General features: G+C 59.7%; 17 protein-coding genes. All 17 read left to right on the top strand.

Going from position 1 to position 19940, the window contains the following annotated elements; all coding sequences use genetic code 11:
• The first annotated feature begins 17 nt into the window (after positions 1-17).
• The 17 genes from JW799_RS26055 (at position 18) to JW799_RS25975 (ending at position 19826) form a co-directional block, all read left to right on the top strand.
• Positions 18-638 carry a carbohydrate-binding family 9-like protein gene (locus tag JW799_RS26055; RefSeq protein ID WP_176220831.1) on the top strand — a complete coding sequence of 207 codons (621 nt, stop codon included), beginning with the start codon at positions 18-20 and terminating at the stop codon, positions 636-638.
• A gap of 208 nt (positions 639-846) precedes the next feature.
• Entirely contained in the window at positions 847-1446 is a 600-nt protein-coding gene (locus JW799_RS26050; protein ID WP_205432421.1) for a TetR/AcrR family transcriptional regulator, read from the top strand.
• 65 nt (positions 1447-1511) lie between these two features.
• Positions 1512-2711 carry an MFS transporter gene (locus tag JW799_RS26045; protein ID WP_205432418.1) on the top strand — a complete coding sequence of 400 codons (1200 nt, stop codon included), beginning with the start codon at positions 1512-1514 and terminating at the stop codon, positions 2709-2711.
• Positions 2712-2873: 162 nt separating this feature from the next.
• Positions 2874-4640 (top strand): cache domain-containing sensor histidine kinase, encoded by a 1767-nt coding sequence (locus JW799_RS26040; protein ID WP_205432416.1) that lies wholly within the window; start codon positions 2874-2876, stop codon positions 4638-4640.
• Entirely contained in the window at positions 4637-5425 is a 789-nt protein-coding gene (locus tag JW799_RS26035; RefSeq protein WP_205432414.1) for a response regulator transcription factor, read from the top strand. The genes JW799_RS26040 and JW799_RS26035 overlap by 4 nt, the downstream gene beginning before the upstream one ends.
• A gap of 106 nt (positions 5426-5531) precedes the next feature.
• Positions 5532-6905: an extracellular solute-binding protein gene (locus tag JW799_RS26030; RefSeq protein ID WP_080840906.1), complete on the top strand. Its 1374-nt coding sequence runs from the start codon at positions 5532-5534 to the stop codon at positions 6903-6905.
• 78 nt (positions 6906-6983) lie between these two features.
• On the top strand, positions 6984-7865 hold the full coding sequence (locus JW799_RS26025) for a carbohydrate ABC transporter permease (RefSeq protein ID WP_205432412.1): 882 nt from the start codon (positions 6984-6986) through the stop codon (positions 7863-7865).
• A gap of 13 nt (positions 7866-7878) precedes the next feature.
• Positions 7879-8760: a carbohydrate ABC transporter permease gene (locus tag JW799_RS26020; protein ID WP_080837974.1), complete on the top strand. Its 882-nt coding sequence runs from the start codon at positions 7879-7881 to the stop codon at positions 8758-8760.
• 580 nt (positions 8761-9340) lie between these two features.
• Complete coding sequence (locus JW799_RS26015; RefSeq protein ID WP_205432410.1) at positions 9341-9511, top strand: hypothetical protein; 171 nt, start codon at positions 9341-9343, stop codon at positions 9509-9511.
• 29 nt (positions 9512-9540) lie between these two features.
• A complete protein-coding gene (locus JW799_RS26010; RefSeq protein ID WP_205432404.1) occupies positions 9541-10179 on the top strand; it encodes an rRNA adenine N-6-methyltransferase family protein in 639 nt (212 codons plus the stop codon).
• Between the two features lie 284 nt (positions 10180-10463).
• Positions 10464-11591, top strand: a complete 1128-nt coding sequence (locus JW799_RS26005) for an NADH-dependent flavin oxidoreductase (protein ID WP_205432403.1) — start codon at positions 10464-10466, stop codon at positions 11589-11591.
• A 347-nt stretch (positions 11592-11938) separates the two neighbouring features.
• Positions 11939-12271 (top strand): hypothetical protein, encoded by a 333-nt coding sequence (locus JW799_RS26000; RefSeq protein WP_205432402.1) that lies wholly within the window; start codon positions 11939-11941, stop codon positions 12269-12271.
• Complete coding sequence (locus JW799_RS25995; RefSeq protein WP_205432401.1) at positions 12244-15213, top strand: glycosyl hydrolase; 2970 nt, start codon at positions 12244-12246, stop codon at positions 15211-15213. Before JW799_RS26000 ends, JW799_RS25995 begins: the two co-directional genes overlap by 28 nt.
• A 33-nt stretch (positions 15214-15246) precedes the next feature.
• Entirely contained in the window at positions 15247-16161 is a 915-nt protein-coding gene (locus tag JW799_RS25990; protein ID WP_205432400.1) for a helix-turn-helix domain-containing protein, read from the top strand.
• A 169-nt stretch (positions 16162-16330) separates the two neighbouring features.
• A complete protein-coding gene (locus JW799_RS25985) occupies positions 16331-16930 on the top strand; it encodes a class I SAM-dependent methyltransferase (protein WP_205432398.1) in 600 nt (199 codons plus the stop codon).
• A gap of 129 nt (positions 16931-17059) precedes the next feature.
• Positions 17060-18979 carry a DUF2961 domain-containing protein gene (locus tag JW799_RS25980; RefSeq protein ID WP_205432395.1) on the top strand — a complete coding sequence of 640 codons (1920 nt, stop codon included), beginning with the start codon at positions 17060-17062 and terminating at the stop codon, positions 18977-18979.
• A gap of 133 nt (positions 18980-19112) precedes the next feature.
• Complete coding sequence (locus JW799_RS25975) at positions 19113-19826, top strand: DNA alkylation repair protein (protein WP_205432393.1); 714 nt, start codon at positions 19113-19115, stop codon at positions 19824-19826.
• The last annotated feature ends 114 nt before the right edge of the window (positions 19827-19940 follow it).

The following is a 19940-nucleotide window of genomic DNA, read 5'->3' as shown; positions in this document are numbered from 1 at the left end:
GTGCGGGCGCCGCACCCTTGAGCGGGGAAGAATGGGAGCGGCTGCCGCCGATCGACGTCGGCCGCCGGCTATGGCTGCGCACGGAGAATCCGCCCGAGACGCAGGCTCGCGCCTTTTATGACGAGGAGGCGCTGAACGTGAACTTCCGCGTATTCGAGGCGTCTCCCACCGTTCGGCATATGGCGGACGGCTCCCCCGTCTACGAGGACAGCTGCGTCGAGTTTTTCCTGCAGCCGCTGCCCGGGCAAGATCCGCGTTACTTAAACTTCGAGCTGAACGCGGCGGGAGCGCTGCTGCTTCAACTCGGAGCGAACGGGGAAGAACGGCGGCCGGTCGAAATCGACCGAAGCGTGTTCGGCATTCGCTCGGCGGTCGGCCTGTCCGATTCCGCCGCCGGACGCGTCCGATGGGAGCTTGCCTTCCGGATCCCGTTCGCGTTCCTGCGCCGATCGTTCCCCGATTTCCGGCCCGCTCCGGGCGTCCTCATGCGGGGAAATTTCTACAAATGCGGCGACCGGACCCCGAATCCGCATTATTTAAGCTGGCAGCCGGTCGACTCCGAACGGCCCGACTTCCACCGAAGCGAATGTTTCGGAGAGCTGTTGTTCGGCGAGTACGAAACAAGCGCCGGCCGTTGACCGGTTCGCGCCGGCGCCAATTACACTTGAAGTTCCTCTCCTTCGGGAGGGGAGCTTTTTTTGCGATAAGGCCATGGAACCCGCAGCAAGGAGGGCAGAGCGTTCCGAAAAAAATCGTAATAAGGCGCCCAAGCATTTGTCAGGGCCGATTTTATTAGCTATAATACTGAATTAACGTTCAGTAATATGGCGGAAAGGGGGAAGCTTCTTGAACAAGAAGCAATTGCAAAGCGAGCAAACGAAGAAAAAAATAGCCGACGCCTCCAGGGCGCTGTTTATCCATAAAGGCTACAACGCGTCTTCCATTGAGGATATCGTGAAGGCGACCGGCTGCAGCGCGGGGAACATCTATTACCATTTCAAGAGCAAGGAAGGGCTGTTCCTGCACTTGATCGAGGAGTCGGATCGGGAGTGGGAGGAGAAATGGCTGACCAAGGAGCCGCTCTTTTCGAACGCCACCGACAAGCTGTACGGAATGGCTGAGCATCTGGCGCACGAACAGCTGAATCATCCGATGACCAAAGCCGTCGACGAGTTTTTCAACAACTCGGTGAAAGACCCGGAGGTGGAGGAACGGATCAAGCAACTGATCAAGGGTTATGTCGAGTTTAATGAACAGTTGCTGCAGCAGGGGATCGACAACGGCGAATTCAAACCGATGAACGTGACCGGAATGGCCGTCATGCTGGACAGCCTGTTGTACGGGTTAAGCCAGCACACCAGGAGCATGGAGCGGGAAGAGGCGCTGGAGGCTTACCGGTTGGCGATCGACGTGTTTTTGCATGGCGTTGCCCAACCGTCGGCATAGCTTTTTTTTTCGCAACATCTAGAATAATCGTTCAGTATTTTGGTTTAAGCATGGAGGAATAAATAATGACATTATTGTTGAAAAATCGCGGAGCCCTGCTGATCCTGATGTTGAATCTGTTTCTGGTTTTTACCGGAATCGGACTTATTATTCCGATCATGCCGAAGTTCATGAACGAATTGGGGATCGGCGGCAGCCTCATGGGCCTGCTCGTCGCCACGTTTTCGTTGACGCAGTTTCTCTTTTCCCCGTTGGCGGGCCGAATGGCCGATTCGTTCGGAAGAAAACGGATGATCGTGATCGGCATGCTCGTGTTCGCCTTCTCCGAAGCGCTTTTCGGCATGGCCAGCTCGCCGGTTCTGTTGTTCGTCTCCCGAATGCTCGGCGGCATTAGCGCCGCCATGATTATGCCGGCCGTCATGGCGTACGCGGCGGACATCACGACGAACGAACAGCGCGCGGCAGGGATGGGGTACATTAACGCAGCGATTACGACGGGCTTTATTATCGGGCCCGGCATCGGCGGCTATATCGCGGAATTCGGCATCCGCGCCCCCTTTTACGCCGCGGCGGTCGCGGGGTTGATCGCGGCATTCGTCACGCTGGTCGTTCTCCGGGAATCGCTGCCTTCGAGAGAAGAGAAGTTCGATGCTCCTTCTGCGGCGAAACCGCGGGAAAGCCTCCTTTCCCAGCTTGCGCGTTCTTACCGGGAGCCTTATTTTTTGAGCTTGATCATCGTCTTTGTCATGTCCTTCGGCTTGGCCAATTTCGAAACGGTTTTCGGTCTGTTTGTCGATCACAAGTTCGGGTTCGAGCCCAAAGATATCGCCTTCATCATCACGTTCGGCTCGATCGCCGGCGCCGTGGTCCAGCTGACGGCGTTCAGCTGGATTTTGAACCGTTTCGGCGAAAAGCGCGTCATTTCGGTTTGTCTTTTCTTTGCCGGCGCGTTTATTCTGATGACGCTGTTCGTTCACAAATTCTGGTTGATTTTTGCCGTTACGTTCATCGTATTTCTGGCGATCGATATTTTGCGCCCGGCCATCGGGACCCAGATGTCGAGGCTTGCCGAGGATCAGCAGGGCTACGTTGCCGGCCTTAACTCGGCCTTTACGAGTCTCGGCAATATCGCGGGGCCGATCGTGGCGGGATTCTTGTTCGACTTGAACGTCAACTACCCGTACGCGCTCGCCTGCGCGGTTTTGCTGCTCTGCTTCGTCTTTTCGCTGAGAGTCGGAAAACGGAAAGCCGTCGCGGCGGCTTGACGTCACGGATGGCAAGCAAAGGGATGAACCGAGAAATCGAGTTCGTTCCTTTTTTATTGTTTATCGTCCGGTTTTCGGCCCGTTCGCGCGTCAAGGTCTTTCATTTTTTTGACCTTCTTGTGTATAGTAGTCTCGAAAGACGGAAAATGGGAGATTGATTCAATGAACAGGCTCGGGCGGTTGAATACGCTGCGCAACCAGATTTTTCTCGGCTTTATGGCGGTCATGCTGATCGTGCTCGGGGCGGTCGGTTTTTTCACCTACGGACAGGTATCCGCCTTGCTGCGCGATAACGCGGAAAAGCACATCCGGCAGACGGCGGTTCAGGCCGCGGGGAAGCTGGACGTGCTGCTGCGGCAGGTCGATACGTTCACGGCGCAGGTGGCGACGAGCGCGACGATCCAGGAGCGGATGGCGCAGGAGCTCGACGGCCGCAAAACGAGCTTTGCGGAGCGGCAGTCGATGCAGCAGGAAATCCGGAAAAACGAGGCGTACGCCACCGGCATCCGGTCGCTCGAGCTGTATACGACCGATTACCGGATGCTCTTTCCGCTTACGGAAGGGAGCCTGAACGGCCGCGTGCCGGAGGCATGGATTCGAGCGGCGGATGCCGGCAAGGGACGGCTCGCCTGGCTCGGCGTCGACCCCCGCGACCCGGACGCCGTCGTGGCGATCCGCAACGTGCGGCTGGTCGACCGGTCGTTCGCGTATGCGGGCTATTTGCTGGTGCGCGTCGAGAAAAGCTATTTCGAGCTGACGGACGAAAATGAAAGCGTTGACAGCCCCGATCGGGAACGGATGGGCCTGTTCGACGGGGCGGGGCAGGTCGTCGCCTCCGATTTTCCGGAAGGCGCCGACGCGGAGCGGATTTTACGGTCCGGCGAGGAAGAAAGCGTCCGGGTGGGCGGCGAGGACTACATGGCGATTGAGAGGCGGTCCGAAGCGGCGGGCTGGCGGATCGTCATTTTGACGCCCGTCGATTACGCGACCGAGGGCATTTCCGTCCTCCGCACGGTCGTGCTCGTCGCCGTCGTGATCGGCGGGGTTTTGTTTCTGGTGCTGACGTTCATTTTGTCCACGATGATTACCCGTCCGATCCTGAACCTGATCAAGGCGATGCGCAACGCCAAGCTCGGGACGCTCAGGCCGATTTCCGTCACGTTTTCCGCGATGGAAATCAACGAACTGAACAATACGTACAACCAGATGGTCGGCTCGCTGAACGAGCTGATCGAGGTCGTTTACGAGAAGGAAATCGTGCAAAGCCGGACGGAGCTGAAGGCGCTGCAGGCGCAAATCAATCCGCATTTTCTTTTCAATACGCTGGAAGCGTTCTATTGGGCGCTGGAGGAAAAGGGAGAAGAGGAGCTCGCGGAGATCGTCGTCGCCATGTCCGGGTTGTTCCGGTACGTCATTTCGCGGGCGGACGAGGAGGAATGGGTGACGGTCGGAGACGAGCTGGACCACGCGGAGCGCTATTTGAAAATTATGGACATGCGGATGGTGGACCGGCTGGCCTGGCGCATCGAGGCGGACGAGGAAAGCCGGCGCGCGCCGATTCCGAAGCTGCTCGTTCAGCCGCTCGTGGAGAACGCGATTCTCCACGGCGTCGAGCAGCGGCTCGGCCGCGGAGAGGTCGGCGTTCGCGCCGAGCCGTCGGACCGGCCGGGCTTTATCCGCGTCGAAGTGGCGGACAACGGTCCGGGCATCGACGCGGAGCGAATCCGCGAGCTGCGGGAGTCGCTTGCGCAAGGCGCGGGCGGCCGCTCGTCCAAAGGCAGCGGCGTCGGTCTTGCCAACGTGGAAAAAAGGCTGCGCCTATATTACGCGTCGGCCGGAGAGGGCCTGATCGTCGAAAGCGCGCCAGGCGTCGGCACGAAAGTTTCTTTTGAAATACCGGACCACCGCGGGAGGGAAAAAACGGGATGAAAACGATACTGGTTGTCGACGACGAACCGAGAACGAGGGAAGGCGTGCGCAAGGCGCTGGAGGCGTGGGGAGCGGGACGCTGCCGCGTCGCCGCCGCGGCAAGCGGCGCGGAGGCGCTCGAATGGCTGGAACGTCAGGAGGCCAATTTGCTCATTACCGACGTCCGGATGCCGCAAATCGGCGGCCTCGAGCTGGTCGAACGGGTGGCCAGGCTTCCGCATCCGCCCGTCGTCCTGATCATTTCGGGCCATCCGGAATTCGATTACGCCCGGCGCGCGCTGCAATACGGGGTCGTCGACTACTTGCTGAAGCCGCTGGACAAGAAGAGGCTCGTCCAGGCGGTCGAGACGGCACTGAAGCGGGAGGAAGACCATCACCGGATCGAATGGATGGAGAAGCTGGTCGATCCGAAGCTGCTCGTCGTCTCCGGCGAGGAACGGGCGTACGGGCCGCAAGTGCAGGAGGCGGTGCGGTATATCCGCGAGCATATGCACGAGCCGATTACGCTGCGGGACCTTGCCGAGCTGCTGCACGTAAACGCGAGCTATTTCAGCGTGCTGTTCAAGGAGCAGACGGGACTTACGTTCAGCGAATATTTGACGCGGCGGCGAATGCAGAGGGCGAAGGAGCTGCTGGCCGGCACGCGCCTCTCCGTGAACGAAATCGCGGAGCGGACGGGCTATCAAACCGCCAAATACTTCGTCAAGGTGTTCCGCTCGCTGGAGGGCGCAAGCCCCGGCCAATACCGGAGGAGCGTCGCGGAGTCCGAAAAAACGATCCAATAAAAGTAGTATTTTTCCTAACCGCCGTGACCTTATCCCGCAGCCCCGCCGTTGCTAGAATGAGGAAGTGGAAACCAAATTTATCGTTTGCGGAAAAGGGGTTGTAAACGTGTTCAAAAAAAGCGGGAACATCCTGTTGCTGACCTTGTCCCTGGCCCTTGCCCTGGCCGGCTGCGGCGGCGGCAACGGCACGGCCGGCGATGCCGCCGGGAACGCCTCCGGGAGCGGCAGCGGAGGAAGCGCCGAGGCGACGGCAAGCGGCGGAAATGAAAGCGGTTCCGACAAAGTGGAGATCAGCTTCATGCACCTGTGGCCGGAAGGCATCTCCGCCGGACAAAACAAAATCGTCAACCAGATCATCGAACAATACGAAACCGAGTTTCCGAACGTGACGATCAAACCGGAAGTGCTGGAAAACGAGCAGTACAAAAACAAATTGAAAGTGCTTTCGGCTTCCAACCAGCTGCCGGACGTCGGCGTTACCTGGGCGGCGGGCTTCCTTCAGCCTTACGTGGAAGGCGGACTGTTTACGCCGCTGGACGATTTGCTGGGCGGAGAATTGAGCGGCAAGTTCGTCAACGGCACGACCGAGGCGTATGCCATCGATGGCAAAACGTACGGCCTGCCGCTTGAATTCAACATAACGCCGGTTTACTACAACAAGGCGATTTTCGAAAAATACAGCCTCGCAGTACCGGAAACGTACGAGCAGTTCAAACAAGTCGTGGCCGCGCTCGCGGACAACGGCGTCGCGCCGATCGCGCTCGGGAACAAGGACCGGTGGACCGGCTCGCTTTGGTACATGTATTTGGCGGACCGGTTCGCGGGGCAAGAGGCGCTGTCGAACGCGATCGGCGGCTCCGGCTCGTTCGGCGACGAAAGCCTGGTCAAGGCGGCCGCGGAGGTGCAGGCGCTCGTCGACGCCGGGGCGTTCGTGAAGGGCTTCAACGGCTTGTCGAACGAGGAAGGCAAAGCCGAGTTTTTGAACGGCAACGCCGCGATGTACATGATGGGCACGTGGGAGCTTCCGAATTTTACGACGAACGAAGACATCCCGAAGGAATTCCGCGACAGCGTCGGCTTCTTCAAGTTCCCGACGGCGGACGGAGGCAAGGGGAATATCGACAGCTGGGTCGGCGGGCCGGGCGTCGGACTGTTCGTGGCGGAGAACTCGAAGGTGAAGGACGAAGCGAAAGCGTTCGTGGAATATTTCGTGCAAAAATGGGGCGAGCTGTCCGTAACCGGAGCCGGCGTCATTCCGGCGACGAAGGTGGATACGTCCGCGCTGCAACTGCCGCAGCTTTACGTCGACCTGTTCAACGAGATGAACCGGGCCAGCAGCATCACGCTGTTCGCCGACGTGCAAATGCCGGCCGCCGCCGCGGAAACGCATCTGAACGCGATTCAGTCGCTGTTCGGCAAAGCGGTAACGCCGGAGCAATTTTCCGAGGAGCACGACGCGGCCGTATCCGAAGCGAAGTGACGAATGCGGGATCGGGCGCTTGCCGCGGAAGGCGTATCGCCGCGCAAGCGCTCGCCGTCAAGAAAGGAGTCGGCCCCGTTGGACAAAGTTTTATCGGACAAGAGGGTCATCGCGCTGTATGTGCTGCCGTCGCTGCTGCTGATTCTCGCCGTCGTGTACGTTCCGATCGCGCTGACCGGCTACTACGGGCTGAACGAATGGAACGGGATCGGGGCGATGACGTTTATCGGCCTGGATCATTACCGGGCTTTGCTTCAGGACCGCACGTTCTGGGACAGCGCCGGACACTCGCTGCTGCTCGCCGTATTTTCGACCGCGAGCCTCGTCCTCTATTTTATCGTCGCGCTGCTGCTGTCGGCGAAGCTTCGGGGCGTCAACCTGTTTCGCAAAATATATTTGATCCCGATGCTGCTGTCCTCCGTCGCGATCGCGCAGCTGTGGCTGAAAGTGTTTCATCCGAGCAGCGGGATCCTGAACCGGCTGCTTGAATCCGTCGGCGTCGCGAATCCTCCCGCCTGGCTGGCCGAGCCCTCGCTCGTCCTGTACGCCTTGTTCGTTCCGATTTTGTGGCAGTACGCGGGCTTTTATATTCTCATTTACTACGCGGCGCTTGTCCAGATTCCGTCATCCCTCGTCGAAGCGGCGAAAATCGACGGAGCGAACGCCTTCCAGATCGCCCGCAAAATCAAGCTTCCGCTCGCCATGGAGGTCGTTAAAGTGACGGTCGTCCTCGCGGTCGTCGGCTCGCTGAAATATTTCGACCTCATCTACGTGATGACGGACGGGGGACCGAACGGCGCGAGCGAAGTGATGGCGTCCTACATGTACCGCCAGGCGTTCAAATCGTACGACTTCGGCTACGGCAGCGCGATCGGCTTTTTCCTGCTCGTCATCTGCCTTGTCGTCACCTGGGGCATCCGCAAGCTGACGGCCTCGAAAGATAAAATCGAATATTCGTAGGAGGGTGGTTCCGATGTCCGAAATCGCGGCGAAAACGGAGCCCTTGCATCGGAGGGCCGGAGCGGGGACGGCCGGCAAGCTCGGGTATGCCTTCCTGTATGCCGCGCTGACCGCCGTCGCCGTTTTTCAGCTGTTTCCGCTCGTCTGGCTGCTGCTGTTTTCGCTCAAAAACAACCAGGAAGCGTTCGGCCTTCCTCCGCTTGCGCTTCCGGCCGATCCGAAATGGGAAAATTACGCCAAAGTATGGAGCGCGGGCAACCTCGACGTTTATTTTTTCAACAGCGTCTGGATTACGCTCGTTTCGACGGCGGCGACGATTCTGCTCGGAAGCTTCGTCACCTATGCGATCGCGAGGATGAGGTGGAAGGGCAGCTCGTTCGCGCTGGGGCTGTTCATGACGGCGATGATGATTCCCGTTCACTCGACGCTCATTCCGCTGTTCGGCATGTTCAACCGGGCGCATCTGATCGACCATCCGCTGTCGCTTATTCTGGCCTACGTGGCGTTCAACCTGCCGATCACGATCATGATCCTGCTCGGTTTTTACTACGCGCTGCCGAAGGAAGTGGAGGAAGCGGCGGTCATCGACGGCTGCTCCGTGAACCGGATGTTTTTCCGCATCGTGCTGCCGATGACCGGCTCGGTCGTCGCGACGACCGGGATCATCAACATGATTTACAACTGGAACGAATTTATTTTCGTCAATACGTTCATCAGCTCCGACGCTTTCAAGACGCTGACGGTCGGAGTGCAGAACTTTATCGGCCAATATACGACCGACTGGGGGGCGATCGGCGCGACGCTCGTGATCAGCATGCTGCCGATTTTGCTCGCGTTTCTGTTCCTGAGCGACCGGATCGTCGAAGGCCTTGCGGCCGGGGCGGTCAAAGGGTAAGGGCGGCAACGCCGCTTTCGCAATGCGCTCGTTTATGCTATACTAAAAAGAACTTCTAGGAACGGAGGGTTGTTCTACAGTGGGTGTTATTAATTACGGAAGATTTCGTTTCGACGCTTTGACCTATTAATTTAATAGCGTTCAAAGGCTCTGCCTGCGCGCGGAGCAAACGGAATCGGTCTGCCCATTGTAGGATACCCATTTTGCGCGATCAAGAGGGGGCGGTGCGTCCCTCTCTTCTTTGCGTTTTCATTCATCCGTATATGGAAGGAGCGGCATCCCCTTCGAATCGCCGGATATGCGGCGTTCGCACGGGAACGTTCCCGGACCCGTCACGCCTTCCGGGCGAATCTTGCCGTTCGGGCAAGGTTTGTTTGCGATTCGGAAAGGATCGGTTTCATGCGGAACCCTCCTCCGAATCGTTGCCGACAAAAACGATAAGCCCTGTTTACAGGATGACGAAATCGTTTTTACTTGGGCATTTAGAAAAAGGGCGCGTCCCTTCCGTTTTTCCGCCGCAGGCCCCGAGCCTGCGGTTTTTTTTCATTTCAAAAAAAAGGAAAAACGGGAGGAAAACGAGATGCAACATGGAAACAAACGCCGCCGGAAGGCGAGAAAATGCAAGTCCGGGCCGAACTTCTCCGGCCAGCATCTGCTGCATAACCCGAAAACGATCGGAGACATGATCGGGATCGTTTCGCCCCGCCAGGAGGACCTGGTGCTGGATATTGGCGCCGGCAAGGGGCTTTGACGTTTCCGCTCGCCGGGAAAGCGGGAAGAGTGATCGCCGTGGAAAACGATCCGGCTTTCGCCGGAGCGCTGCGGAAAAAGGCGGAGCTATCGGCCAAGATCGCGGTGGCGGAAAAGGACTTCCGGGAGATGAAGCTGCCGAATCGCCCCTTTTGCGTCGTATCCAACATTCCGTTTTCGATCACGACGGCGGTAATGGAGAAGTTGATGGGATCCGATGGCGTTTCGTTTCGGGGAGGCGCGCTCCTGATCGAATACGGCGCCGCCCGGCGTTTTACGGCCGAACGGACGGCCGACCCGCGGGTGCTGGCCTGGCGGATGAACTTCGAGCTGAAGCTGATCAAAGAGGTGCCGCGCGCCCATTTCGCGCCGCCTCCGCAGGTGGACGGCGCGATCCTGCGTATCGTCCGCAAGGAGCGCCCGCTGCTCGGGCCCGGGCAGCACCGGGCATTTCATGCGTTCGCATCCTATGCGCTGCGGGATCCGCGGCTGCCGTTGGCGGAGGCGCTGAAGGGCATCTTTACCGCTCCGCAGCTCAAAATCGCGCACAAGGAAGCGACGGCGGACCGCGGCGATCCGGCGATGGCATTGCGGGAAGCCCAATGGGCAAAACTGTTTCAAACGATGGTCGCCAAGGTTCCTTCGTTCCGATGGCCGAGAGGGAAGTAAGCGGCGCGGGATTGCCGGCATCGGATCGAGGCGAGGGGTTCGTCCGATTGACGGGCAGATTGACATTCTCTATCTGTTACTCATATAATTACAGTACGGAAACTGTAGGAATGAATGAAACAGTTTGTTGCCCTCGATTGGATGGCGATGACCGAGTCGTTTTCGCCTTCTCATGACAAACTAAAGGTTCGTTCCCTCCATCACGTTTGCGCATGAGTAAGCCGGTTTGAAACAACTATATTTACATTACCTTGAGAAAGACCACAGGGAGGACACCGTCTGCCATGAATGCCAAATTTAGTTCTTTGATGAGCCCCATCGCGCTTCGGAGCGGCATCGCCGTCCAAAATCGGATCGTCATGGCGCCGATGACGAATTTTTCTTCAAACGAGGACGGGACCGTCACGGATGCGGAAATCGCCTATTACGCCCGCCGCTCGAAAGGGGTCGGCATGGTCGTTACCGCCTGCGCGTACGTGACGCCAAACGGGAAAGGCTTTCCCGGCGAGTTCGGGGCCGACCGAGACGACATGATCCCGAGCTTGCGGCGGCTGGCGTCCGCCATTCGGGAGCAGGGGGCCAAGGCGGTGCTCCAGATTTTCCACGGCGGCCGCGCTTGCCCGCCGAATCTCGTCCCGAACGGCGACGTCGTCAGCGCCGGCACCGTGCCGGCCGAAAACGGGGCGGTGCCGCGCGAGCTGACGGAAGACGAAGCCGAAGCGATCGTCCGGGATTTCGGCGCCGCCGCGCGACGGGCGATCGAAGCCGGCTTCGACGGCGTCGAAATTCACGGCGCGAACGGCTACTTGATCCAGCAGTTCTACTCGCCGCATACGAACCGCCGCAACGACCGGTGGGGCGGAGACGCGGAAAAGCGCCTGGCGTTTCCGCTCGCCGTCGTCGACGCGGTGAAAGCTGCGGTGCGGGAGCATGCGAAGCGGCCGTTCGCCGTCGGCTACCGGTTTTCCCCGGAAGAACCCGAGGAGCCGGGACTGACGATGGCCGAGACGTTCCGGCTCATCGACGCGCTGGCCGAACAGTCGCTCGATTACCTCCACGTCTCGCTGCAGGAATTCTGGTCCGCGCCGCGCCGCGGAGCGGACGCAAGCAAGCCGCGCATCGAATGGATCGTCGAACGCGCGGCCGGGCGCGTGCCCGTCATCGGCGTCGGTTCGATCCGCACGCCGGATGAAGCGGCAAAAGCGCTGCGGTCGGGCGTCGAATTCGTCGCCCTCGGCCGGGAGCTGATCGTGGAGCCCGACTGGGTGACGAAAGTCGAGGAAGGCCGGGAGGACGACATTCGGACGACGCTGACGAAGGACGACCAGGCCGAGCTCGTCGTACCGGATCCGCTCTGGCAAGCCATCGTCAACAGTCCGGGCTGGTTCCCGGTCGTCGAGCCGAAGCGCTGACGCGAAACGAATACAAACAACGAGCGGCCTTCGTCCCGGATTTTTAAGGGACGGAGGCCGTTTAGTTTTGCCTGCGGGTTCCCGGCGAAAACCGGTTCCGCCGCCGGGCGTTTGCATATTTTTCCGGCCGAGATGCGGTTCGGGCGGTCTTCAGGCCGCCTGGTCCGAGGGAAGGAACGATCGAGGATCTTCCGAACAACATCGGCTTGCTGCAGGCAAAGCTGTCCACCCCCGATTTCAAAAGTCCAAAATGTCCACCTTCGGTGGCGGTTTCCTTCTCCCGGTCGGCGCGCGGCTGCATCTATACTGGAAGGGTAATTAAATCCCAGTCGCATGGAGGCCAGGAAATGAAGCTGACCGCAGAAACGTTTCGCAATCCGCCTTCCGAATACCGAACGGCGCCCTTATGGGCGTGGAATGACGACATGGACGCAGAGCGGATGCGCGAGCATTTGACGGAGCTGAAAACGCACGGATTCGGCGGCGCTTTCGTGCACCCGCGTCCGGGGCTCGTCACCGAATATTTGTCGGAGGACTGGTTTCGGCTCTGGGGAGAAGCGATGGGCATCGCAGAAGAGCTCGGCATGAAGCTCTACATTTACGACGAGAATTCCTATCCCTCCGGTTTTGCGGGGGGCACGTATCGAAGGAATTGCCCGATTGCCTCGCCCAAGCCGTGACGGCCAAAGACGTCGGGCTTGATCACGTCCTGGACGCGCTCGAAACCGATTCGGTTTTTATGCTCCGTCCCGGACGCCCGATCCAGGCTTACGCCTACGAGGACGCAGGAGAGAAAAAGCGTTTGCTGCACGATGTCACGCATGTCGAACTGGAGCGATGGGAGCAATTTGGCGAGCGTTTTCTTCTTTTCGAGTTGAAATCGCCGGAAACGTCCTCCTGGATGGGAGGGTACGCTTATCCCGATCTCATGCGGCCCGAAACGACGCAAATGTTTCTGGAGACGACCTACGAGCCCTACTTCCGCCGCTTCGGAGACCGTTTCGGCACGACGATCCCGGCTGTTTTCACCGACGAACCCGCCGTTTGCACGGGCGCCGTTTATGGCGCGGGCGAGCTGTCGCTCCCGTTCTCGTACTGGTTCTCCAGCCAATTCGAACGGCGCAACGGCTACGACCCGCGTCCCTATTTGCCCGCGCTTTTTTACGATATCGAAGGCGATCTGCTGGAGCGCCCGGCCTGCAAGGCGAGGTTCGACTACTACCGGACGATGCGCGAGCTTTGGGCTGAAAATTTCGCAAAGCCCCTGTCCGAATGGTGCGAGGCGCGCGGCATCGCTTTTACGGGCCATTACATGGAGCATCAATGGCCGTATCCGTGGGGGTCGATGGCTTCCCCCGCCGTCATGTCGATGTACGAATACATGCACTGGCCCGCGATCGACATGCTGACGACGATGCTGTTGAAAAACGGGGCCTCGCCGTCCGGCGAGCGAACCGACAAGGAACGGCTGCTGACGTTGACCATTCGGGAAGCGCACAGCGCCGCCAACCAGTTCGGCAGGGCGCGCGTGCTGTGCGAGGCTTACGGGGCCGGCGGCTGGGAGGCCGATTTCGGAGACTTCAAGCGGATCGGCGATTGGTTGATGGCGCACGGCATCAATTTTATCAACCCGCATATGACCTGCTCGACGATCGTCGGTGCCCGGAAACGCGATCATCCCCTGTCGTTCGACTGGCGGCAGCCTTGGTGGGACGAATACGCGGCCATGGCGGACTACCAGGCGCGCTTGTCCCTGGCCTTGTCGGCAGGAGAAACGCGCAATCGCGTGCTTCTCCTGCATCCGACGACGACCGCGTTTTTGGGGAAACAGGGAAAACCCGACGAACCGCAGCCGCTGGATCCGGCAGGCTATCAACGATTAGTCGAATGGATGTGCGACAGGGGAATCGATTGCGACTTCGGGGACGAGTTCATCCTGGAGCGTCACGGAAGCGCCGCGGACGGCAAGCTGACGGTAGCCGAGAGAGACTACGCGCTTGTCGTCGTACCGGAAGAAATGGATCATATGCTGGGCTCGACCGTCTCCCTCGTGCGCCGGTATATGGACAGCGGCGGCATCGTCTTGTCCCTTCGTCCGCAAGGTCCGTCGTGCGCGGACGGACTGCCGGACCGGGAGGCTTTCCGCCTCTCGCGGCATCCGAACTGGATCGGCGTGAACCGCGAGGAGCTGACGTCCGAAATCCGCAAGCGGATCGGCTTCCGGTTCGTCTGGACCGATCCGGACCGCGTTCCTTCCGGCGTCGTTCATTTGCGAAGGATACTTGAAGACGGGTCGTCGCTTTACTTCATCGCCAATCCCCGTGACGAGCGGGTCGCTTCCGGCCTGCTGCTGGCCGGAGAAAGCGTCGAGCTCTGGAAGGTTTGGGACGGCAGCGTGCACCCGGTCGAGGGTACGGTCCGAGACGGCATGATCCGGATCGAAGTCGAGCTGCCGGCTTTCGGTTCGGTTCTGTACCGGGTTTTCGAACGGAAACCGGAGGAGAGGAGCAGCGGGAACGCGGCGGCGGACCGAGCCGCCGCCGGCATCGGCACTTCCGGCGCGATCGCGAACGCCGGCTGCGACGCGGGAACGGGTTTCGCGCGGGTTGGCCGGGACTCCGCGCAACCGGCAACCTCCGCGGTTGCGGCAAACGCGGCCCTCGCAGCCTCCGGGCTCAAGGTCGTTCCCGAGGAGGACAACGTGCTGCCGCTGTTTTATTGCGACCTTTCCGTCGGCACCCGCGAGTACAAGGGGATTCATACGCTTTTGGCGGGACGATGCGTTTATGAGCATCGTGGGTTCGGCGGCAACCCTTGGGACAATGCGGTTCAATACAAGCGGAGAGTGTTGGACAGAGACGATTTCGGTCCGGACAGCGGATTCGAGGCGAGCTACTCGTTCCGGATCGAGGAAGGCGCCGTCCCGGCAAGCCTTTCCCTGTTCGCGGAGCGCGCCGAGCGCTACCGGTTGGTTGTCAACGGCCGGCCCGTCCCGTGGAAGCGCGGTGGCTCTTCCTGGCTCGACCATCATCTCGGAGAAGCCGATATTTCGTCTTTCGTGCGGGAGGGCGACAACCGCGTGACGCTGACGGCCGACGTTTTCTCCGTTCTTCTTGAAGTCGAAGCCGTCTATTTGCGTGGAACGTTCGGCGTTTATCCGCGGAACGGCGTCTGGACGATCGGCCGGCCGGCCGCGAAGCTTCTCCCCGGGGCGTGGACGGATCAAGGGTACCCGTTCTACGGGGGGGCGTTCCGGTATTCGAAAACGTTCGTCCGCGACGATCCATCGAAGCGGATTTTGCTCGAAGTGCCCGAATGGGCGGGAACGGCGGCGTCCGTATGGGTGAACGGTTCCGTGGTCGGCCTGCTCGGAGCCGGCCATGACGCCGATCCGGACGTTACCGGGCACACCCTGCCCGGGGAGAACGAAATCGCCATCCGCGTCTGCGGCAGCTTTAAAAACCTGCTCAGTCCGCATCTGGATCCGAGCCGGCCGAGAAACACGGCATGGCCCGGCTTTTGGAAAAAAGCGCCGATGCGCCGCGAGCCCGATTCGGATGCCTACGATTTCATCCCTTACGGGCTGATGGAGGAGTTCGGCATCGGTTGCGCGAATGGATAATGGATAAGGAACCAACGCATCGGAGGAAAGGGCATGCTTCGGTTTATGCAGCTTCTGCAGCGAAATACGATCCGGCCCTATATCCGTTACGCCCATCACATGGTGCAGGCAGTCAACATGGTACCGCGCATCATATTCGACCATGAATTCGTCTGGATCGAGCAGGGCGCCGGTTCGCTCGCGATCGGTTCGTCTTCGGTTCCCTACCGGGCGGGAGACCTTCTGCTCATTCCTCCCGGCACCGTTCATAAGCTGTCCGGTCCGTTCGAAGCCCACAAGGCGATTCATTTCGATTGGGAGCACGATCTGCTGGAGCCGGCTTCGCTCGATCGGCCGGCCGGCGAGCTGCAAAGCGGAAGCGCGGCGCTTTACAGGCGGGGGTCGATCTGGCTTCCGCGTGCGGTCGTCTTTCGTTCGGTAAGCGAGGAAATCGCCGAGCTGGTCGACGACATCGTTAAGCTCTTTCAATCGCGGGAAAAATACCGGCAATTGCAGCTCCAAGTCGCGCTTTGCCAATTGCTGCTGCGCCTCATCCGGGACGTCGAGGAGGGCCGGACCGCTTATGCCGAGGCGACGGATGGCCGGTTTGCGCGGGCGGAGGCCGTTCCGGAGGAGAACGGGGAAATGGCGGAGCTCGCGAATCTGCTGATGAAATCTGTCGAAGAGTCGGACGTCAGGAGAGACGTGCTGCTCGAAGCCATGCGGGAAATACCGCTAAGCGAGCCGCAAATTCGGCGGCAGTTCAAAAGGCAATACGGGTATACGCCGAATATGTATTTGACGCTTTTGTGCATGAACAAAGCCCGTCGTCTGCTCGCAGAAAGCCGGGACTGCGTGCAGGACATCGCGTTCGCCTGCGGATATGCGGATCCGAAATATTTCAGCCGGCAGTTTCGGCGAATCGAGGGCGTTTCTCCCGCCGCATTCAGGGCGCTGCAGCAAAAATAGGTTTGAAACGCGAAGGCGGCATTGACGGGGCAACGGGGTCTGCAGCCGCTTCGCGCTTCGGGCCTTTTTTAATTATTTGGACGGCCATGCGGGGACAAGTTTAGTCGTTGAGGCGGCGGCGCGCATAAACTATCGGAAGTCCTATCCTAGCTATCGAGGAGGAGTCCGATTGAACGTTATTCATAGAAAAACCTTTTTCGGCATGTTCGGGAGCGGCGCTTTTTCCGGAAAACCCCCGCTGTATACGGGAACGGACGTCGAGCCGCTGCTGGCTTTTTCGCGAACCTTCTTTCCGAAAACCGTCATCGAGATCGGCATCCAGCGGGGAGAGACGGCAAAATGCCTTCTCGACAACAGCCCGTGGATCCAAAACTATGTCGGCATCGACGTCGCGCCGAGCCACCGCACCGCGCTGCCGGTCCAGCAGAGCGAGGTTCCGAAGCAGCCCGGCGAGCTGGTCAAAAACGACCCTCGCGTCCGCCTGATCGTAAAGCCCAACGGATCGCGGGACGTGACGCCGGCGGAGCTGCCGGTCGCCGATTTGATTTATATCGACGGCGACCATTCGAAAACCGGCGTCCTTCAGGACACGGAGCTGGCCCGCAAGGCAATCCGGAAAGGCGGCATCATCTGCTGGCATGACTATGGGAACCCTGCCGTGCCCAGCGTGACGAAAGCGATCGATTTCCTGAACGGCAAAGGCGGCAACACGATTTGTTTGATCGAAAAAGGTTTCTTATGCTTCGAATTTTGCCGGAACGGCAAATAGGCTTAGTCATTTCTTGATTAATTGTTTTTATAAATGGATTGACACCCCTCCAAATCGATAATATATAATAATAAACGATAAAAAAGAAAAACAAATCTACGATAAAACGTGAAGCTGGAGGGTTGCCGGGTGTCCGTATCCAATCCGATTTCCAATCCGGAGTATCCGCCCAAAGGGCTGGCGAACATGGAGCGCTTCGATTTGCTGCCGCTGCTGCGCGACGGCGTTCAGGTCCGGTACGAAGGAAGCATCGACAAGCAGGGATTTAACGCGGACTGGGACTGGTGGCTGTACCGGGACCGCGACGAATGGGTCATTTTCGACGTCGACGGGCCGGGCTGCATTTACAATTTCGTACAGCATCGATATCCGGAAAGCGAGGAGCCGACGTTCCGCTTCTACTTCGACGACGAGGAGACCCCCCGGTTTCAAATCCGGCATTCGGAATTCGGCGAAAAGTTTCCGTTCGTCAGGCCCCTCGCCGACGCTTACCTCGGGCCGGACGACAACGGCAGAGGACCGATCCGCGTCGTGCGCAGCTTCGTCCCGATGCCGTTCCGGAAATCGTGCAAGATTACGTCCGATTTACGGTTGAAAGGGGCGGCCAAAGGCGACGGCGGCTGGGGGCATGTCGTCTATCATAGTTACAGCACGCCCGACGGAATCGCGACGTTTACCGGCCGGGAAAGCTACGAGCGCTTGCTCGGGATGTGGAACCGCGTAGGCTCGGATCCGAAGCCGCCCGTCGAGTCGAAGGCGATCGTCCGCCGGGAGCTGGTTGTTGCGCCCGGGCAATCCGCAACCGTACTGGACGAGCTGGGGGCGGGCAGCGTCGTTTCCGTCCTTGCGGAGCCGGATGCGGGGCAGCCGTTCGACCCGCAAAACGTGTGGATCCGGGCGACCTGGGACGGCCATCCGACGCCCGATATCGAATGTCCGCTCGGCGTTTTTTTCGGGAACGAGCTCGGGATGCACGCGATCGGTCTGTTGTCGCACGGCCGGAAGCCGGACGGCGGGTATTACAACATTTTCCCGATGCCGTACTGGAGAAGCGCCCGCATCGAGCTGGTCAACAAAGGGGAGACTTCCGCCTCGTTCGCCGGTTGGGAAACGACGGTCGCTTCGGAACAAGGCGGACTCTACCCCGAAGGCAGCGCCGGTTATTTTCGTTCGACTCCTTATTATGCTTCGCGGGCGACCTCCGGGTCCGACAGCATCATCGGCGACATCGCCGGAAGGGGCCATCTTGTCGCGGGTCAAATTACCGCCTTTGCCCGGCGGCCGGGCCAGATCAGCTGCGAGGGCGACGTGCGCGTCCATATCGACGGAATCGCGACGCCGCAGGTCGAGAGCGACGGCTCGGAAAGCTGGATTTGTTACGGGTGGGGGTTTCCGACGCCTCCGGAGATGAATCCGTCGAGCGGGTATGACGGGCTTCCGGACAATCCGTGGTCGATGGTCAGGCTGTGCAGCGGGGACTGGTACCCGTTCCGGACCGGCCTGAGATTCGGAATCGAATCGGGGGAATTCAACAATCAATACATCCGGCATTCCGGCGCGCTGTTTTATTACGGGGTCGACGAGCCCGGCATGGCGCTCACGGACGAGGTCGACATCGGCAACAAAGCGTCCGAGGGAATCCACGGCTACCGCTCGGCGGGAAGCCGCGGCTACTACGTGCTGGAATCGAGCTACGAGGGGGACGACGACGATCGGCTTGTCTCGGACACGGGGCACGAGGTCGAAGGCTGGAGCGAATTCGTCGCTTCGATCGCGCCGGAGAACAAGGGGGTCCGGCTGCGCCGAAGGTCCGACCAAATCACGGGCAGGCAGAAAGCCAACGTTTACATAGACGGCGTTCTCGTCAAGGAGAGAAGCTGGTATTACGCCGACCGCAACCCGTACAAGCGCTGGCTGGAGGACGAGTTCGAAATTCCCGGCGCCTATACGCAGGGGAAAAGCGAAATCGCCGTTCGCCTGGAATATGTTCAGGCCGGCGAGACGCGGGCCTGGAACGAGTTTTATTATTGGGTGTATTCGCTCGTTTGAGGGCGGAAGCCGGGAACGGGGGACGATGCAGGCAGGCAATCCGGGACATCTTGCGCCGCAAAGCGGGATGTCCTTATTTTTTTCGGAAAAATAAGGTATAGTAGTCGAAAAGACCGGTCGAGGAGCTGAAGCTGTGAAAACGACGATCCGGGAGCGGCTGCTGGAGCTGGCGGACGAAAACTACCGAACCTTTTCGGCGTCGCTCATCCCGAATATCGGGAACGTGCTGGGCGTGCGGCTGCCCGAGCTGCGCAAGCTGGCCAAGGCGATCGCCAAAGGGGATTGGCGGTCGTATCTCGCCTCCGCGGACAACGACTATTTCGAGGAAACGATGCTGCAAGGCATGGTCATCGGCTATGCGAAAACCGGCGTCGAGGAGCGGCTTCGGCTGGTGGCCGATTTTGTTCCGAAAATCGACAACTGGTCCATATGCGACAGCTTTTGCGTCGGGTTAAAGTTCGCGGGCGCGAACAAGCCTCGCGTATGGGAGTTTTTGCAGCCGTATTTGCGGTCCGATCGGGAATTCGAAATCCGCTTCGGCGTCGTGATGCTGCTCGATTACTTCGTTGACGAACGCCATATCGGCGACGTGCTGCAGCGGCTCGCCCATATCCGCCACGAGGGCTACTACGCGAGAATGGCGGTGGCCTGGGCGCTGGCGGAATGCTATGCGAAGTTTCCCGAGTTGACGATGAGCTGCCTGGAAGCCGGGGAGCTGGACGACTTCACCTACAACAAGGCGCTGCAAAAAATCGTCGAGTCCAACCGGGTCGACGCGGAATCGAAGCGCATCGTCCGGGCGATGAAGCAAAAAGCCGTCAAGGCTCGAAGCCTTCGCGGCGGATAAGAATCCGATCCCCCGGAAACGCCGTTTTCAGCCTTTCGACCGCGATCCGGGAAGGTCGGGACCGCACCTCCGTTCAAGGCCGAGACGTTCGCATCGTTCGCGGATGCCCGTCCG

Source organism: Cohnella algarum (genome assembly GCF_016937515.1).
GTDB lineage: Bacteria > Bacillota > Bacilli > Paenibacillales > Paenibacillaceae > Cohnella > Cohnella algarum.
Note: the sequence above shows the minus strand (reverse complement) of the source record. Positions and strands in the feature narration are given on the sequence as shown.

Bases quoted from the DNA above. Each gene is read 5' to 3' on its own strand.
- JW799_RS26020 (WP_080837974.1), top strand. From the start codon at position 7,879: ATGTCCGAAATCGCGGCGAAAACGGAGCCCTTGCATCGGAGGGCCGGA.
- JW799_RS26015 (WP_205432410.1), top strand. From the start codon at position 9,341: ATGCAACATGGAAACAAACGCCGCCGGAAGGCGAGAAAATGCAAGTCC.
- JW799_RS26000 (WP_205432402.1), top strand. From the start codon at position 11,939: ATGAAGCTGACCGCAGAAACGTTTCGCAATCCGCCTTCCGAATACCGA.
- JW799_RS26035 (WP_205432414.1), top strand. From the start codon at position 4,637: ATGAAAACGATACTGGTTGTCGACGACGAACCGAGAACGAGGGAAGGC.
- JW799_RS26005 (WP_205432403.1), top strand. From the start codon at position 10,464: ATGAATGCCAAATTTAGTTCTTTGATGAGCCCCATCGCGCTTCGGAGC.
- JW799_RS25990 (WP_205432400.1), top strand. From the start codon at position 15,247: ATGCTTCGGTTTATGCAGCTTCTGCAGCGAAATACGATCCGGCCCTAT.
- JW799_RS26045 (WP_205432418.1), top strand. From the start codon at position 1,512: ATGACATTATTGTTGAAAAATCGCGGAGCCCTGCTGATCCTGATGTTG.
- JW799_RS26040 (WP_205432416.1), top strand. From the start codon at position 2,874: ATGAACAGGCTCGGGCGGTTGAATACGCTGCGCAACCAGATTTTTCTC.